Source organism: Hymenobacter psychrotolerans DSM 18569, assembly GCF_900142395.1.
Classification (GTDB): Bacteria; Bacteroidota; Bacteroidia; order Cytophagales; family Hymenobacteraceae; genus Hymenobacter; species Hymenobacter psychrotolerans.
The window spans coordinates 14,822-31,491 of record NZ_FRAS01000028.1 but is presented as its reverse complement, the minus strand read 5'-3'; the positions used below and the strand labels follow the sequence as shown (position 1 = coordinate 31,491).

The window sequence follows — 16,670 nt, the reverse complement described above, 5'->3', positions numbered from 1 at the left end:
CTTATAACAATGATTTCCCAATTAGACTTTTTTTTGTAGTAATATTATCTATGATTTTTAATTTAGCAAATGCAATTGGATTCGCAATTATTTACATTAAGCATAAAAACGAAATAAAATATGTCAAATACTATTGGATTTTGATCATGTATATTTTATATGACACCTTATACTTATTCATAAAGACTGATGGAAGTCTATCGAATTCTAACACTTCAACACTTGTTTGCATTGCGTGTTATTTTACTTTTAACAAATTATTTATAGATATTATATCTTTGGATAGAAAGCAAGTTTAGTATTTTGACAATGCTTTAGTTGGTGATGTGTAAACTTTTCTTGCAAGTGGGCAGGTGAAGAGTATAGATTCCCATCTCTCACTCTCAAATCTCTCAGCTTGTCCCTCACTGCCGGAAACCCGCAACTTCCGCCGTATCTTTGCCGCCTTGTTTATGGAAATGGAAACCAGAAAAGTGGCCTTTTATACGTTGGGCTGCAAGCTCAACTTCTCCGAAACCTCGGCCATTGGCCGGCAGTTTGAGGAGCATGGCTTCGTGAAAGCGGCCTTCGAGGACGCGGCCGATATCTACGTCATCAACACCTGCTCCGTCACGGACCACGCCGACCGCAAGTGCCGGAAAGTGGTGAAGGAAGCCCTGAAGCACAACCCTGAGGCGTTTGTGGCCATTGTGGGCTGCTACGCGCAGCTCAAGCCTCAGGAAATTGCCGAAATACCGGGCGTACATGCCGTGCTGGGCGCTGCCGAGAAATTTCAGCTGGTAGAAACGCTGGCGGGCTTCAGCAAGCCGGCCGCCGGCCAGCCGGGCCAGGTGTATGCCTCTCCCATTTCGGAAGCTACCGAGTTTCACGCAGCCCACTCCTACGGCGACCGGACGCGCACCTTCCTGAAAGTGCAGGACGGCTGCGACTACTCCTGCTCGTTCTGCACCATTCCGCTGGCGCGCGGCAACAGCCGTTCCGGCTCGGTGCAGAGTGTGGTGGAGCGTGTGCAGAAGCTGGCCGCAACGGGCGTGAAGGAAATCGTGCTGACGGGCGTCAACCTCGGCGACTTTGGCCTGCAGGGCCCCGACCGGGAGCGGCAGGAAAACTTCTACGACCTGGTGCGCGCCCTCGATGAGGTAGAAGGCATTGAGCGGTTCCGCATCAGCAGCTGCGAACCGAACCTGCTTTCCGACGAGATTATCCGGTTTGTGGCCCAATCGAAGCGGTTTATGCCGCACTTCCACATTCCGCTGCAGTCGGGCTCCAACAAGATTCTGGGCCTGATGCGCCGCCGCTACCGCCGCGAGCTGTACCAGGAGCGGGTGGCGCTCATCAAGGAACTGATGCCGCACGCCTGCATCGGGGTGGACGTCATTGTGGGCTTTCCCGGCGAAACGGAGGAGGAATTCCGCACCACCTATCAGTTTCTGAACGAGCTGGACGTCAGCTACCTGCACGTTTTTCCGTATTCGGAGCGTGAAAACACGCTGGCTCCCACCCTGCCCGGCCGCGTGCAGGACCGCCACCGCCACGAGCGCACCACGCAGCTGCGGGGCCTTTCTGAGAAGAAAAAGCGCGCTTTCTACGAGCAGCATGTGGGGCTGGAAACGGCGGTCCTTTTCGAAGACGATGTCACCAATGGCCAGATGGAAGGCTTTACGCCCAACTACATCCGCGTCACGGCCAAGTACGACCCGCTGCTGGTGGGCGAGCTGAAGCGGCTGCGGCTTACCAGCGTAACTCCTCAGAACCTGATGGAAGCCGAGGAACTAGGCATAGAAGTGCTGCAGCACTAATCTGCTGCGCGAAGCCGTTAGATGTACCTATAATTTATGGCAGAAAGCCCTGGCTGCGCAGCCAGGGCTTTTTGTTTTTGTATGGGCCAGCCATGGCATGCCGTCCTCACACCGAGTGGCCGCCTGGCGCAGCACTGCTACCTTTCGGCGTCTTGCGCTGAAACGCTGCTGGCTACAGCAGACGACTACCTCACCCGAAGTACCGGTATTGTTGAGCGCATGGGCGCGGGCTTACTACGTTGCCACTACGCCCCGGGTACGTGCACTTTTCGGCCTACTACTGTCGTTACGGGCATTCCGGCTATGCCAGTCGGGAAAGTGGGCCACCTCACAACCGTTCGGATATCTCCTTGTACGTACGTTCACTATGACCCTCAGCTTCCTGCCGGCTCTTGTGCTGTTTACATGCATACCCACCAGTTTCGGGCTGGGCGCACCGGCCTCAGGCAGGCAAGCCCCCGTGGGGAGCCCTCCAATAACCGTTACCTCCTGGAAACCTACTGCGGATTCGGCGGCAACTCCCAACTATCTGTACAAAACCAGGTTCAGAAAAGCGGAAGAGTATCCATTGCTGGCCGCTGGCCGCTGCGGGGCCAGACTCGTGTACAAGTGCCCGCCCAGAGTGGCCGTTTATGTTCTGAGCCGAAGTAAAAACTCTTACACAAAGGTGGCCGTGCACGGCCGGGTCGGATTCGTAGCCAGCGAATGGCTAGCGGATATCCGATAACCTCACGCCTTTTTCGGCTAGGCTTCTTCTACTTATATACCCTCGCCACCGGCCACTCGGTTGCATAGCGGCGGTCTAAGATCCGGCAGAAAGATTGCCTTTCTACTACCCTGCCTGGTCCCGCTATATGATTTTTCAACGGAAAAATCTGCTTATTTACTGTAGAGCCTACCGCTCATCTAATGGCCCGCCTGTGGCCAGCTACCTGCATACGTCTTCAGCTACCTTTTTTACCACCGGACGATGAGCACCCGAATCCGAGTTCTGCTGGTAGCCGGCACGCCAGACGGGCTGGCTCGCCTGAGCGCCCTGCTGGCTCAGGCAATACGTGCCCTCGGCCATATGGTCGAAGCGGTAGCGGCCCAGCTCGTTGCTGACCGCCGTACGGCCCGTTTCCAGCACCCGCACCGCCACGCCCCGCAGCGGCAGCTGCGCCCGGGCGTCGTAGACGGTACCCAGGATACTGCCGCTCTCGTGCGCCCGCGCCGACGAGCAAGTCAGCAGGATACCCAGTAAAATAAGCAGTAGCAGGTTCGGGCGTATAGGCAAAGGCTGAAGAGCAACGAGCTAGTAAAGCTATTCTTTAAGACAGGCAATATGCGGAATGCTACTGCTATGTGGCGACAATGCCCGCAGAAGTTCCTGTAAGCAAGCATGCTTTTAGAATCAGGCTTTGTAAAAAAAACAGCGCTGCCAAAACGTGGCTGTTCACGTCCTGGCAGCGCCTGGGGTGGCGGGCTCTGCTTTTTGACAATGCGTAGCAGCTTTTCGCTGCGCGCTGTTCTTAGCTTTCCGGGAAGCTTTCTGAGCGAACAGCGGGTGGTGAACTTAGCGAGTGAGCTGACGCTGCATCAGATCCATCATCTGCTGCATCAGGCGCTGCTGCTCCTGCAAGTGCTGGTTGCGCAGCTCCGCAAGGGCGAGTTGATGGGCCATTTGCTGCGTGTACAGAGCCGTCTGCCAGCTGGTATCGGACGCGGCTACCGATGGGGCCGGCACAACAGGCGCCGGCAGGCTTGCCTCTGAGACGGGCGCAATTGTTGGCGGCGCAGCTTCGGGTGCGGCGGCCGCCGTGGCAGGCAGCACAGTAGATTGGTCGGCAGGCTCTGAACCGGGAAGAGGCGTAGCGGCAGAAGCTGCGGCTGTGGTAGCCGCAGCCTCCACGACTGGCGGAGCAACTGCTACTTCACTGGCAGGCGCTACGGCGCCGGCCGCCAAAGCAGGCTCGTTTTCTTTAGCTGGCGGGGCTGCTGCTTCGCTAGTTTTGGGCGTGTCAGTCAGCATAGGGCCAACCCCCTGCAGCAGCCAATCCTTTGATACATTTGGATAAACTTCAAAGACCTTGCACATAAGGTCAAACCCGGGTTTATTTCGCTCATCTACAAGGTGTTGAATGACGGTGGCAGTCTTATCCAGAGAAGCAGCAAATGCATTCTTGGATATGCCCAAATGGGATATAAGCTGAGTGAAGCGTTGTCCTACTGTAGTGTTTTTCATCTTTTGGATAACAGCTGTATTGCGAGGCAGACGCCAAATATACACCCCAAATGTTAAAACATACATAGTCCTAGTTTGCCCGGGTACCTCTCAGCAGTTCACAACTGCGGTTCAACTCCTACTCTGCTACAGAATTTGCTGTCATAAAGAGCCGGTACCCCACTGAGGTCCTGTTTCAGTACCAGCCCAAATCCGGGCAGGGAGTGTATAACGCGCCGCTGCTGGCTTGCCTTCTGTTCGCAGTATGCTTATGCGGCTTGGTTAGCGCGGCTTGAGTTATGCCTTCTCGAAAGCCGGGTAGCTTCTCTCCTGTTCAGCCCTGCTATTTTCGGGAGTTCCGCTTAGCCATCTGGTGCCCGCGGCACAAGAGCGGAATGAAGGCTTCCGGTATTTTGCTCCGCTCCTGCCCTGCTGAGGCCCCGGCTCACCAGAATACAGTGCAGATGCTCTCCTGCCTCACCTACAAAGCCAGCAGTAGTACACTACCGGACGCCCACCGGCAGACTAGGGCGCCCTTGCTTGTCGGCGGCTGCCGCACCGCTTCCTTTATTGAGCAAGCCACTGCACTGAGTAGCCTTGTACCAGCTACCCTACCGGAAACAGAAACGGCGCCCGGAGGCGCCGTTCTTAGAATTCTGCAGCGGCTTGGCTTACTCGTAGCGCAGGCTCTCGATGGGGTCCAGGGCGGCGGCTTTGCTGGCCGGATAGTAGCCCGAAGCCAGCCCTACCGTGACGCAGATAACGAGGCCCATCGACATCCAGAACCACGGCACCAGGAACGCGCCTTCGCCCACCAGCAACGACACGCCGTTGCCCATCGATACGCCCAGCACAATGCCCAGCACGCCGCCCAGCACGCAGATGACGATGGCCTCGATGAGAAACTGCTGCCGGATCTGGTGCGAAGTGGCACCGAGGGCCTTCCGAATGCCTATCTCGCGGGTGCGCTCCGTCACCGATACCATCATGATGTTCATCAGGGCAATGCTGGCGCCGAGCAGCGTAACGAAACCTACCAGAAACCCGCCCACCTTTAAGCCGCCCGACAGCTCATCGAGCTTGGCGGCCATGGAGTCGGAGCGCTCCACCTCGAAGCTGTCTTCCTGCCCGAGCTGGTCGTGGCGCACGGCGCGCATGATGCCGGTAGCCTGGCCCGTGAGATACGACAGCTCGCCGGGGCGGGTGGTGGCCGTCTTCACGTCGAAGGTGAGGGCGCGCTGCCGGGGCATCTGGTTGCCGGTTTCCAGCGGAATCAGCACCATCCGGTCGGCGCCGCCGCCCTGCCCGCTGCTGCCGCTTTTCTCCAGCACACCCACCACCTGAAACCGGCGGCCCAGCAGGTACACGTATTTGTTGAGCGGGCTTTCGGAAGGATACAGCTTGTCCTTGAGCTCGGCGCCGATGATGGCCACGTTGGTGCCTCGTTCCAGCTCAAGCGGCGAGAAAGTCCGGCCGGTGCCCAGGTTATAGCTCTGAATCTGCAGGTAGTTTTCGTCGCCGGCCACTACCTGCACGTTGGGGTTGGTTTTCTGGCCGTTGCCCTTCACTTCCGTCGCCCCCGATATAAAGGCCGAAATACCAACCTGCGCCTCGTCGCCGAGCGTCTGCTTGTATTTTTTCGCCTGCAGCAGACTAATCGGCGGATACACCCGCCCCTGCACTCCGCCTCGCCGGAACCGGTTGGCATAGCCTTTTGCCTTCATTTCGAAGGAGTTGGCCCCGAGGCTGGCGAAGGTCTGGTTCAGCGAGTATTTCATGGCATCAATGGCCGTGAGAATCCCGACCAGGGCCATAATGCCAATACTCACGATGAGCGCCGTCAGCACGGTGCGCAGCAAATTGCTCTTGATAGAGCGAAAAGCTTCCCTGATGTTTTCCAGCAGATCCATACAACGAAAAATTGTGGCTAAGCTAAGAAATTGCAGCGGGTTTGCGGCCACACAAGTGCGGCACCAGCGCTTTGCCATGCCATCCGAATGCCCGGCCCGGCGTGCAGCCTCCCGGCAAAAGGCGTTATCTTTCCCCTACCGGTGCTACTCTCTGCCCGGCCCGGCACCAATAGCGCTGCTATTTGCGTTTCTTCCCGAACCAGAAAGCCGGCCGCCGTGGTTGCGCAGGCAGCGGCAGCCCCGCCTTGTTTTTAGCTCCCGAATGAAAAATACCGTCTTCAAAAACCGCTTTCGGCTCTCGATGCTACTGCTGTGGCTGGCCTGGCTGGCGCCGCTCAGTGCCTGGGCCAACCACGTCCTCATCCCGATGGACAACACCCAGAAGGAGCACCTCAAAGCCTATGGCATTGCATACTGGCTGCTGGGCAAGCAGATAGAGGTAGACTGGCTGCTGAACTACCGCGGCGGCTCGTTTGCCTGCGAAGTAGCGCCCGGCATTGAAAACGAAATGGCCGTGCGCGGCGTCACGTATCAGGTAATTTCGGGGGCGCAGTACACCAGCATTCTGTCAGAAATAGCCGACCCCAACGCCAACATGGACGTCATGAAGCTGGAGAAGGTGCCCAAAATTGCGGTGTACACGCCCAAAGGCAAGCAGCCCTGGGACGACGCCGTGACACTGGTGCTGGGCTACGCTGAAATTCCGTACGACGAAATCTACGACGACGAAGTGCTGGACGGCAAGCTGCCCAAATACGACTGGCTGCACCTGCACCACGAGGACTTCACGGGCGAATACGGCAAGTTCTTCGCCTCCTACCGCAACCGGCCCTGGTATCAGCAGCAGCAGCGCGACTCCGAAGCCGCCGCCAAGCGCCACGGCTTCGCGAAGGTGAGCCAGATGAAGGCGGCCGTGGTGGTGAAGATGCAGGAGTTTATTGCGGGCGGCGGCTTCCAGTTTGCCATGTGCTCGGCCACCGACACCTACGATATTGCGCTGGCCGGCCTGGGCGTGGACATGGTGGAAAGCATGTACGACGGCGACCCCGCCGACCCGGCCGCCCAGTCCAAGCTCAACTTCAACCGCACGCTGGCCTTCAAGGACTTTCAGCTCGTGCGCGACCCGTACCAGTACGAGTACAGCAACATCGACATGCAGCCCCAGGAGCGCGGCGTGTACGAAGACAACGACTACTTTCAGCTGTTCACCTTCTCGGCCAAGTACGACCCGGTGCCTACCATGCTCACACAAAACCACGAAAAAACCGTCAAGGGCTTTATGGGCCAGACCACGGCGTTTCGCAAGAGCCTCGTGAAGCCCGACGTGGTGGTGATGGGCGACAACAAGGCTTCCGGCGAAATCCGCTACATGCACGGCACGCTCGGCAAGGGCACCTGGACCTTCTATGGCGGCCACGACCCCGAAGACTACCAGCATTTGGTGGAGGAAGAGCCCACCGACCTGGCCCTGCACCCTAACTCCCCCGGCTACCGCCTCATTCTCAACAACATCCTATTTCCGGCTGCCAAGAAGAAAAAGCAGAAAACCTGATCCGGCCACCAGTAAGGCGCAGTGTAGCCCGGCAACTTGGCTACAACCAACCACCACCGCTCTGTCAGGGCGGTGGCGGTTGGCTTTCAGGCCTGGCCGGAACAGACCTGCTCAGCAGGGAGGCGGCTCGGCGCAACGCAGCATCGGGCGGGGCCGTTAGCTCTGTTGTCAGTTTCTGCACAGCCACGCCCCACGCCACTCAGCGCCCTGCTTATGAGCTTTGACCATCCGAACTACGGACTTTCCGAAAGCCAGGAAGAAGATTTTACCGCCCAGCCGGTTGTCGTCGACAACCCACTGCCCCGCGCGGTGCTCCGGATGAATAACTACCAGCTGCTTGATGGCGAATGGAATTTCGCCATCGACGCCACCGACTGCGGCCTGCGCGACGGCTGGCATCTGGGCCACAAATACGACTACACCGCCCAGTGGCCGGGGGCCGTGGAAGCTCACATCATGGAAGCCAAAGGCCAGCCTACCTCCTGGCACGACAAAGTGGTGGTGTGGTACGAGCGGGAGTTTACGCTGCCGGAGCGCGACACGGAGCAGGCGCAGTCGATGCTGCAACTCACTTTCGGGGCCTGCGGCTACGAAACCCGGGTGTGGCTCAACGGCCGCCAGCTGCGCACTATCGAAGGCGAAGACGTGCATTACGGCGGCTACACGTCGTTTTCGTACGAGCTGCGCGAGGAGAACCTGCACGCCGTCAACCGGCTTACCGTACGCATTGCCGACACGATGGACGCCGAAACGCCGCGCGGCAAGCAGGAGTCGCACGTGTATAAGCGCGGCGGCATCTGGTACCAGACCTACACGGGCGCGGTGCGCAGCGTGTGGCTGGAAATGGTGGAGCGCAACCGTCTTCGCTCGCGGGTGGGCGTAGTCAGCCTGGTCGAAGACCAGCTGGTGCGCTTCAACCTCACGCTCCGCATCCACGACCCCGGCGCCTATATCATCCGGCTGCAGGTGTTTGAGCGCGACCCGGCCGCTACTGAGCCGCTGGCTTCCTCCGATTTTCCGATGCGCCTGGAAGCCGGGCAGCGCGAGCAGCGCCTGGTGCTGGAGGTGCCCGGCGCGCAACTCTGGTCGCCGGACGCACCGCGGCTGTACCGGCTGATGGCGCAGCTGATAGATGCAAACGGCTATACCGCGCAGATTGAGTCGCACTTCGGCCTGCGCAAAATAGAAGCGCGCGGGGCCTACGTGTACCTCAACAACGAGCGTATCTACCTCGACGGCATCCTGTACCAGCCCGGCCGCGCCACCTACGACGAAATGAAGAAGCACATGCACGCCATGAAAGCGCTGGGCTGCAATCTGGTTCGCGTGCACATTGCCGGCGTCGATCCGCGCATCTATAACCTGGCCGACGAGCTGGGCCTGCTGCTGTGGGTGGAAGTGCCCAGCCCGCACAGCTCCACCCCCCGCAGCCGCCAGAACCACCGCGAGGAGCTGCTGCGCATGGTTTCACTCATCGGTACGCACCCTTCAGTGGTCATCTGGAGCCTGTACAATGAGGACTGGGGCGCCCAGGATATTGCCATCAACCCCGATACCCGCCAGTACATCGTGGATATGTACCACTTCATGCAGATTGCCTATCCGCAGTTTCTGGTGGTAGACAACGACGGCTGGCACCACATTTCCTGGCTGGGCCGCCTGAAATCAGACCTGCTCACGGCCCACCTCTACACGCCCGACCTGACCCGGTGGCGCGAGCTGCTCGACCGGCTGGTGACGGGCGAAATGGAAGGCACCGCTGCCTTTCCGCTCGTCGTCGGCGACCCATTTTTCTACCGGCGGCAGGTGCCGCTTATCGTTAGTGAGTGGGGCGGGTTTGGCTTTCCCGACTACGGCGGGCCGCACGACGCCGAGGCCCGCGCCGAAAACATCCGCCTCTATAAGCAGGAGCTCCGCAAGCGCCCCATTGCCGGCGACGTCTACACCCAGGCCACGAATATTGAGGACGAGCGCAACGGCCTCATTGACCCACTCACCGGCGCGCTGGACGTGCCGGAAGGCTTGCTTCGCTCCCAATCTGAGCACTAGTTCTTCCGCGCGTACGGGCGTACTTTTGCTTGTGCACTAGAAGGAACCACCCGCAGGGTGAGCGGCCAGCAGCCTGTGAGGCTACTAATTCCTTAGGCTCACAATGCTGCGCGCTACTTCCGGCAGGTCAGCGGTTTTCTCGGGCTCCACTCCCATCGTCAGTTGCACCACCACGGGCTGGCCTTTGGCAGTGCCATAGAAGATCAGCTGATACGCCATGCCAGTATCGGTAGCGTAGCTGAGCTGGTAGCCCTTGGCAGGCATATCCAGAATAAAGCCTTCGAGGGCCTCCTGCTCTGCCGGTTTGTGCTTTTTCTTTTCGGTGCGCACCAGTTCTTCCACCATCGGCAGCAGTTGGTTGCGGTTGAGGTAGAACCACGCCAGCTGATAGGTGTCGCAGCGCAGCTCGTACTTGGATTCTGGGGTGCAGCCTGCGGGCACGGGCAGATTGATGCCACAGAAATTCAGGCTGGTTTCCGGGGCGGCGGTTTGGGCAAATGCCAAGCCAGGCAGCAGGAGTAGTGCGGTCAGTAGGATTCTCTTCATACTCAGAACAGATAAAACACGTCCAATATACGGTGCGTTTCGCAGTGGCAACCTTTGCGTGGCAGCCCGGGGCCGGTTTAGTGCATCCGGTCGTCGCGGACGGGCAGGCTGGTGACTATTTCGCCTTCTATCTTCAGCAGCTCCTGCAGGCGGACATCCACCTCCTTGGAGTCGCAATACTCCTTGGCCAGCTCCACATAGCTCACGAAATGGCCCGCTTCGGACACCATCAGCTCGTAGTAGAATTTGCTGAGCCCGGGGTCGGGAATATGTTTCCAGAGTAGCTTAAACCGCTCACAGCTGCGCGCTTCAATCAGGGCCGACACCAGCAGCTGATCCATGAGCTGCCGCTCGCGGGGGCCGCCTTTGCGCACGTGCGTCAGCAGCTGCACCACGTATTCGTCGCGGCGCGGGCGGCCCAGCGCGTGGCCCCGCTTGCGCAGCTCCAGCAGCACCCGCTCGAAATGGCTCCACTCCTCAGCCACTAGGTCCGTCAGCTCATCCACGAGGCGGGTTTTCTCCGGGTAGTGAATGATCATACTGATGCCGGTGCTGGCCGCTTTCTGCTCGCACCACGCATGGTCGACGAGTATGTCCTCGATGTTTTTGCTGGCAATATCCACCCAGCGCGGGTCGGTATTGAGCTTGAGCTTGAGAATGGTTTTTTCCTTATCCTTGGCTTCCATAAGAAAATGCGTTGCGAGTAGAATGGCGGCCTGCTGATTGGTTTCCGGCGGCTTATCAGTCGAAAAACTGCCACCGGATGCCCAGCTCGAAGCGGCGCGGCAGCCCCGTATAGTACGGCGTCACGAAGTAGCCGTCGCGCAGGATTCCCTGGTTGACGTAGGCCATTTTCAGCAGCACGGCCACCGTGCGGATGTCGGCAGTGAGAAACACGTCGGCGACGGCAAAATTAGCCGCTTTGAAGTGGTTCTGCACGTAAAACTGCTGGTTGCTGGGGCTGTAGTCGTAGGGCCGCCACGTCGACTGGTAGTAGATTTCGGTTCCAATCTGCCCAAACAGCACCTTCTTGAACAGGTAGCCCTGGTAATAGAATTTGCTGTTGGTCACCAGCGCCGGAATGCGCAAGCCTTCTTCGTCGCCGCCGCTGGTGGCATGGGCCTGGTTGTCGAAGTAGAAGCTGCCCAGGTTGAAGCGGTGCCGGGCCGAAAGGGTCAGCAGCCGCCGGTCTTCGCTGAGCTGGGCCGGGGCACCGGTTTCGCTATAATACATCAGATCCGTGATGTTGACGATAGCGCCGGAAGCTTCCAGCCGATGCCGGCCCAGCGTTTGGTTGACGCGGACGGTCAGCTGGTTGACTTTGGTGTTTTCAAAGCTGTTTTCCCAGGCGTAGTGGTTGCCATCGAACTGGCGCTGCGTGAGCGTAGGCGAGTAGCTGGTGCTCAGCAGCTCCCCCGTCAGCGGCCCCAGCTTGGCGGCTCCGCGTACCCAGTATTCGCGGTTTGCACCAGGGTTTTCAAAGTCCTGCGCAAACACTTCCCCGGCCGTTTCGATGGCAAAAATCCGGTAGTTAAACGCTGCCGTGCCCCCCACAAAAATCTGGCTGAACCGCTGCCCATCGTTGGCAGCCGGGCGCAGCTCGCCGGGCTCCCCTACTAAGTTGCGCGTAGCCAGCGACAGGGCCCGGTGGCGGGCATAGAGCCGGTATTCCACCGCCGAAGTCCGCCCCAGCACCCCGAAGGTATTTTCCACGCGGTGCGCTTCGGCCCGGTCGTCGGTGGCAGTCTGGCTGAGCCGGGCCCGCGGGTAGAATATTATGGCGTTTGTCGCGGCATCAATGGGCAGCCGCGTGTCGTTGAACTTATTCATCTGGCGGCGCCAGTCGGCTACGTGGTACGCTGTCAGGCCCTTGCCCAGCAGGCGGTACGACTGTGCCAGCCGCAGCCCGTCGCGGTGTTCTATATTATTGGCATTAAATAAGCGGGGCCGCTCTTCGCCATAGTCGAAAAGCTGCGACAAGGCGGTATCGGCCGGCACGGTGGCAGTAGCCGGCTGGGGCTGAATGCCACCCTGCTCCACCGCCATGTGGCGCACGTTGCTGTAGTTGAAGAGCGCATGGTAGCGCTCATCGTCGCTCTGAAAGCGGGCGAACACCAGAAAGTTGGTATGCTCGACGAGCCGCTCACGCGAATCGGTGGCATATACCTTGTTAGAGGCAAACCGTTCGTAGGCGATGCCCACGCTGGCGTTTTTGTTGATGCTGCGCGTATATGACAGCTCAAACACCTGCTCGCCGTTGCCGCCCTGAATGAAGCGAAAAAACGTGTACGGCGACCTGGAATCGTAGTACGGAATGGCGGCCGGGTCGCGGGCGTACCGGTCGAATACGTTGCGGCCGACGCGTGCGCCCAGTTCCGTATTGGTACGCCAGAGCAGCGGCCGGGCAGCCGTAGCCACGTGGCCCAGGTCCTGGTGAAACGTGCTGTCGTGGTACCAGGTGCGCGCCGATGGCAGGTTTGTGAGGGTAGTATCAATGATGCGGCCTTTGGCCTGGTCGCGCAGCAGGTCGGCTTCGCGCAGGACAAAAGTAGTGCGGGCCCCGTACAGCACCTTGGTGGAGTCGTCGAGGACCTGGGCCTGCACGGCGGCCGGCCCGGCCAGCAGCAGCACAAGAATCAGCCAGCCAGCTCCCGCGCGGGCAGCACTACGCAGCCACCGCACCGGCGGCCGGCAACATACAACAGACGAGGACGAAAACAGATCAGACAACAGCGTGGGGCGGAGAGGCGGCCGGGAGCAGCTGGCGCAGGCGGGCGGCGCCATCAGCCAGAAACTCCACGGTGACAGGAATGTAAAAAACGGGCAGACGCGCTATTTCCGTATGCAGAGCGGGAGCCAGCAGGCGGGTAGCATCTTTCTGGGTGGTAAAAATACAGCGCCCGGGCCCGCATTGCGCAGCCACGCCCGCAATTTCCTCGGCCGTAAAGGCATGATGATCGGGAAAAGCGGCATGATGCACGATGCGGTAGCCGGCCCTCGTCAGGTAGTCGCGCAACGGGCCCGGCTGGGCAATGCCCGTCAGCAGCACGATTTCCGGCCCGCAGCCGGCCGGCGTGGCCGCGCTGCCGGCCAGCGGCACCGGCGCAGCGTAGGCGTAGGTGGAAAACAGGACCGGCACATCGGGGCGGGCGTAGCGCCGGATGCGGCGCGCTATTTCCTGCTGCTGGGCCGCGTCCAACGTCCTGTCGCACTTGGTCACAATCACCACATCGGCGCGGCGGGCTCCCGCGCGGCTTTCGCGCAGGCGGCCGGCGGGCAGCACGTAGTCGTCATAAAACGGGCGGTGCTGCTCCGTGAGCAGCACGCTGAAATCGGGCTGCACGCGGCGGTGCTGGTAGGCATCGTCGAGCACCACGGCCCCCACCTGCGGCAGGGCGAATAGCTTGCTGAGGCCCGTCAGGCGGTCTTCACACACGGCCACCGGCACCTGCCCCCCAAAGTCCTGGTAGTGCTGCAGCGGCTCGTCGCCGAAGGTTTCGGCGGTTTCCCGGGGGTTGCCGAGGCGGTAGCCGCGGGTGCGGCGGCCGTAGCCCCGGCTCAAAATGGCCGGCTGCTGGCCCAGGCGCCGCAGCTCGTGCACCAGCCACGCCACGTGGGGCGTTTTGCCGGTACCGCCCACCCGCAGGTTGCCCACGCTCAGCACCGGCACCGGCCAGAAATTGCCGGACGATTTGCGCCCCGTATCATAGAGCCAGTTGCGCACGGCCATCACCCCGGCGTAGAGCCAAGAAAACGGCAACAGCAGCAACGTGAGCAGGTGGGACATGGGCAGCAGAGGAAGGGGCTGCAAAAGTACGCGGATTTGCCCCGGACTACGGCCCCTGCTTTCCTACCGGCTACGTATGCGCCTGAAATACGCCTGTTCTATATGCCTCTCACTTTCGCCGACCGCCTGCTGCACTTTCTCACCTCCTTCCCGCTGCCTACGGCCCCACTTCCCGACGGTGCGCAAGCCCTGAGTCCTTATCAGCAGCCCGAGCCGCTGCAGTTATTTACGCAGTTCGCCCGGCGCTACTACGCTACCAACCGGCCGCGCGTGGCCCTGCTGGGCATCAACCCCGGCCGGCTGGGCAACGGCCGTACGGGCGTGGCCTTCACCGACCCGACGGCGCTGGCGGCCTGGGGCATTGCCAGCGACCTGCCCCGCCGCCGCGAGCCGTCGAGTGCGTTTGTGCAGGCTGTTATTGAGGCCATGGGCGGGCCGCAGGCGTTCTACGCCGATTTTTTCCTCGGCTCCCTCTACCCATTGGTGTTGCTGAAAGACGGCCGCAACTATAATTATTATGACTCGCCTACTGTTACCGAGGCGCTGTGGCCCGCTATGCAGGATTCGGTGCGGCGGCAGACGCTGGAAGTGGGGCTGGCCCGGCACGCCGCCGTGTGCCTGGGCCGCCGCAACGGGCAGTACCTGCACCGCCTTAACCAGGAGCTGCAGCTCTTCGACACCATCCACGTCCTCGACCACCCAAGATATTTGATGCAGTATAAGCGCCGGGACCTTGCCGACAACGTGGCCTGCTACGTGGACACGCTGCAGCAGCTGCGAAGTGAGAATTAAATGCAAAAATTGCGGGCCGGTCTGCTGAATAGTCGGCAACGCCTCAGCCCAACGGGTCGGCAACATTCTGCGGCCGCTGCCTTTCTCTCACTCCCTGTTCCCTCGCCCTGTGCCTACCGTTCAAGACCTTGCCCGCACACTGGAAGCCGCCGCGCCCCTCGCCTACCAGGAATCGTACGATAATGCCGGCCTGCAGTGCGGCGACCCGCAGATGGAAGTGCGCGGCGTGCTCATTGCCCTCGACTGCACTCCGGCCGTGGTAGACGAAGCCATCCGGCGCGGCTGCAACGTGGTAGTAGCGCACCACCCCCTGATTTTCAAGCCACTGAAGCGCCTCACCGGGGCCAATGAAGTGGAGCAGACGCTGCTCAAAGCCATCCGGCACGACGTGGCCCTCTACGCCGCCCACACCAACCTCGACAACGTGCGCCACGGCGTCAACCGCAAGCTGGCTGAGAAATTGGGCCTGCAGAACCTGCGCATCCTCGACCCCAAGGCCGGGCTGCTGGCGAAGCTGGTGACGTTTGTACCGTCCGCGCACACCGAGGCCGTACTGCAAGCCCTGTATAAGGCCGGCGCCGGCCAGATCGGCGACTATGCGGCGTGCAGCTTCCGCACCGATGGTACCTTCACCTTCACGCCCGGCCCCGCTACCAACCCGTTTTTGGGAAAGCCGGGCCAGCCCCACACCGGCCCCGAGCAGCGTGTGGAAGTGCTGCTGCCCCTGCACCTGCAGCACGCCGCAGTACGCGCCCTGCAGCAGGCCCACCCCTACGAAGAAGTGGCCTACGACCTCATCAAGCTCGAAAACACCAATCAGGAAGTCGGCTCGGGCATGGTGGGCGAGCTACCGGAGCCGCTGAGCCCGCAGGACTTCCGGCAACAGCTGAAAACCGCGCTGGGCGTGCCCGTGGTCAAACATACCGAGTTCGAGAAACCCATCCAAAAGGTGGCTCTTTGCGGCGGCGCGGGCAGTTTCCTTATCCACAAAGCCCGCGCGGCCGGCGCCGATGCCTACGTCACCGGCGACCTGAAGTACCACGAGTATTTCGGGGCCGAGGGCCGGCTGATGCTCTGCGACGTAGGGCATTTTGAGAGTGAGCAATTTACCGGCGAAATCTTCCGGGATTTGCTTACCGAGAAGTTTGGAAGTACTTTTGCGCTCTTCATTGCCGAGACCAACACCAACCCCGTCCGATATGACTGCTAAGACCGTCGCCACTGCCCCGGCCGATGCCCCCGTTGCCAGCAAGCTGGAATCCCTGCTCAACCTGCAACGCATTGACTCGCAGCTCGACGAAATCCGGCGCGTGCGCGGCGATTTGCCCGAAGAAGTTCGCGACCTGGAAGACGAAATTGCCGGCTACGAGGTCCGCGTGAGCAAGTTCGATGAGGAGATTTCCGCCCTCAACGACCAGATCAAACAGCGTAAGCAAAACGCCAAAGATGCTGATGGCCTCATCAAACGCTACGAGGACCAGCAGCAGAACGTACGCAACAACCGCGAGTACGAGGCTATTGCCAAGGAAATAGAGCTGCAGAAGCTGGAAATCCAGATTTCTGAGAAGAAAATCAAAGAGGCGCAGTACCAGATTGACATGAAGAATGTCGAAATCGGCGGTACGAAGCAGCGTTTGGAAGAACGCAAGAAAGACCTCGAAAACAAGAAAGGCGAGCTGAACGTCATTGTGGGCGAGAGCGAAGCCGACGAGAAAAAGCTGATGGAAGAGCGCGAGAAGGCTACCCAGCCCATCGAAGAGCGCCTCTACACCGCCTACACCCGCATCCGCGGCAACGTGCGCAACGGCCTGGCCGTAGTGACGGTGAAGCGTGATGCCTGCGGCGGCTGCTTCAACACGGTGCCCCCGCAGCGCCAGGCCGACATCATTGCCCACAAGAAAATCATCGTGTGCGAGCATTGCGGCCGGGTACTGGCCGATGTGGAAGCCCGCGTAGCCTAAGCTTTTCGGTTGACTACCGCAAAAAAGGAACGACCCACCAGTCGTTCCTTTTTTCTTGCCCGCGCCCGATT

General features: G+C 60.2%; 13 protein-coding genes. 6 read left to right on the top strand and 7 right to left on the bottom strand.

The annotated features are described in order from the left end of the window. The first annotated feature begins 452 nt into the window (after positions 1-452). Complete coding sequence (gene mtaB / locus BUE15_RS18600) at positions 453-1,799, top strand: tRNA (N(6)-L-threonylcarbamoyladenosine(37)-C(2))-methylthiotransferase MtaB (RefSeq protein WP_073288366.1); 1,347 nt, start codon at positions 453-455, stop codon at positions 1,797-1,799. 928 nt (positions 1,800-2,727) lie between these two features. On the opposite strand, the gene BUE15_RS18595 is transcribed toward mtaB, so the two are convergent. From BUE15_RS18595 to BUE15_RS18585, 3 genes are all read right to left on the bottom strand, one after another. Continuing rightward, entirely contained in the window at positions 2,728-3,075 is a 348-nt protein-coding gene (locus tag BUE15_RS18595) for a peptidase associated/transthyretin-like domain-containing protein (RefSeq protein ID WP_073288365.1), read from the bottom strand. Between the two features lie 279 nt (positions 3,076-3,354). Beyond that, the gene (locus BUE15_RS18590) at positions 3,355-4,089 is read right to left on the bottom strand and encodes a helix-turn-helix transcriptional regulator (protein ID WP_139252421.1); all 735 of its coding nucleotides are present in this window, start codon (positions 4,087-4,089) and stop codon (positions 3,355-3,357) included. 584 nt (positions 4,090-4,673) lie between these two features. Then, entirely contained in the window at positions 4,674-5,912 is a 1,239-nt protein-coding gene (locus tag BUE15_RS18585) for an ABC transporter permease (protein ID WP_073288361.1), read from the bottom strand. A gap of 262 nt (positions 5,913-6,174) precedes the next feature. Here BUE15_RS18585 and BUE15_RS18580 point away from each other — a divergent pair, with 262 nt between their 5' ends. Continuing rightward, positions 6,175-7,464, top strand: coding sequence for an asparagine synthetase B (locus tag BUE15_RS18580; protein WP_073288359.1), 1,290 nt, complete (start codon positions 6,175-6,177; stop codon positions 7,462-7,464). A gap of 213 nt (positions 7,465-7,677) precedes the next feature. Then, positions 7,678-9,513: a glycoside hydrolase family 2 protein gene (locus BUE15_RS18575; RefSeq protein ID WP_073288358.1), complete on the top strand. Its 1,836-nt coding sequence runs from the start codon at positions 7,678-7,680 to the stop codon at positions 9,511-9,513. A gap of 84 nt (positions 9,514-9,597) precedes the next feature. Here BUE15_RS18575 and BUE15_RS18570 read toward each other — a convergent pair whose 3' ends face one another. The 4 genes from BUE15_RS18570 to lpxK all read right to left on the bottom strand — a co-directional run bounded on the left by BUE15_RS18570 (position 9,598) and on the right by lpxK (position 13,846). Further along, the gene (locus BUE15_RS18570) at positions 9,598-10,059 is read right to left on the bottom strand and encodes a hypothetical protein (protein ID WP_139252420.1); all 462 of its coding nucleotides are present in this window, start codon (positions 10,057-10,059) and stop codon (positions 9,598-9,600) included. A gap of 77 nt (positions 10,060-10,136) precedes the next feature. Next, a complete protein-coding gene (gene miaE, locus BUE15_RS18565) occupies positions 10,137-10,745 on the bottom strand; it encodes a MiaE family protein (protein ID WP_170865313.1) in 609 nt (202 codons plus the stop codon). Between the two features lie 55 nt (positions 10,746-10,800). After that, positions 10,801-12,741: a putative porin gene (locus BUE15_RS18560; RefSeq protein WP_211617691.1), complete on the bottom strand. Its 1,941-nt coding sequence runs from the start codon at positions 12,739-12,741 to the stop codon at positions 10,801-10,803. Positions 12,742-12,781: 40 nt separating this feature from the next. After that, on the bottom strand, positions 12,782-13,846 hold the full coding sequence (gene lpxK / locus BUE15_RS18555) for a tetraacyldisaccharide 4'-kinase (RefSeq protein ID WP_073288352.1): 1,065 nt from the start codon (positions 13,844-13,846) through the stop codon (positions 12,782-12,784). 102 nt (positions 13,847-13,948) lie between these two features. Between lpxK and BUE15_RS18550 the strand changes: the two genes are divergently transcribed. The 3 genes from BUE15_RS18550 (at position 13,949) to BUE15_RS18540 (ending at position 16,599) form a co-directional block, all read left to right on the top strand. Then, positions 13,949-14,638, top strand: coding sequence for a uracil-DNA glycosylase family protein (locus BUE15_RS18550; protein WP_073288350.1), 690 nt, complete (start codon positions 13,949-13,951; stop codon positions 14,636-14,638). Between the two features lie 109 nt (positions 14,639-14,747). Continuing rightward, positions 14,748-15,848: a Nif3-like dinuclear metal center hexameric protein gene (locus BUE15_RS18545; RefSeq protein WP_073288348.1), complete on the top strand. Its 1,101-nt coding sequence runs from the start codon at positions 14,748-14,750 to the stop codon at positions 15,846-15,848. Further along, the gene (locus BUE15_RS18540; protein ID WP_073288347.1) at positions 15,838-16,599 is read left to right on the top strand and encodes a zinc ribbon domain-containing protein; all 762 of its coding nucleotides are present in this window, start codon (positions 15,838-15,840) and stop codon (positions 16,597-16,599) included. Before BUE15_RS18545 ends, BUE15_RS18540 begins: the two co-directional genes overlap by 11 nt. Positions 16,600-16,670: the final 71 nt, after the last annotated feature.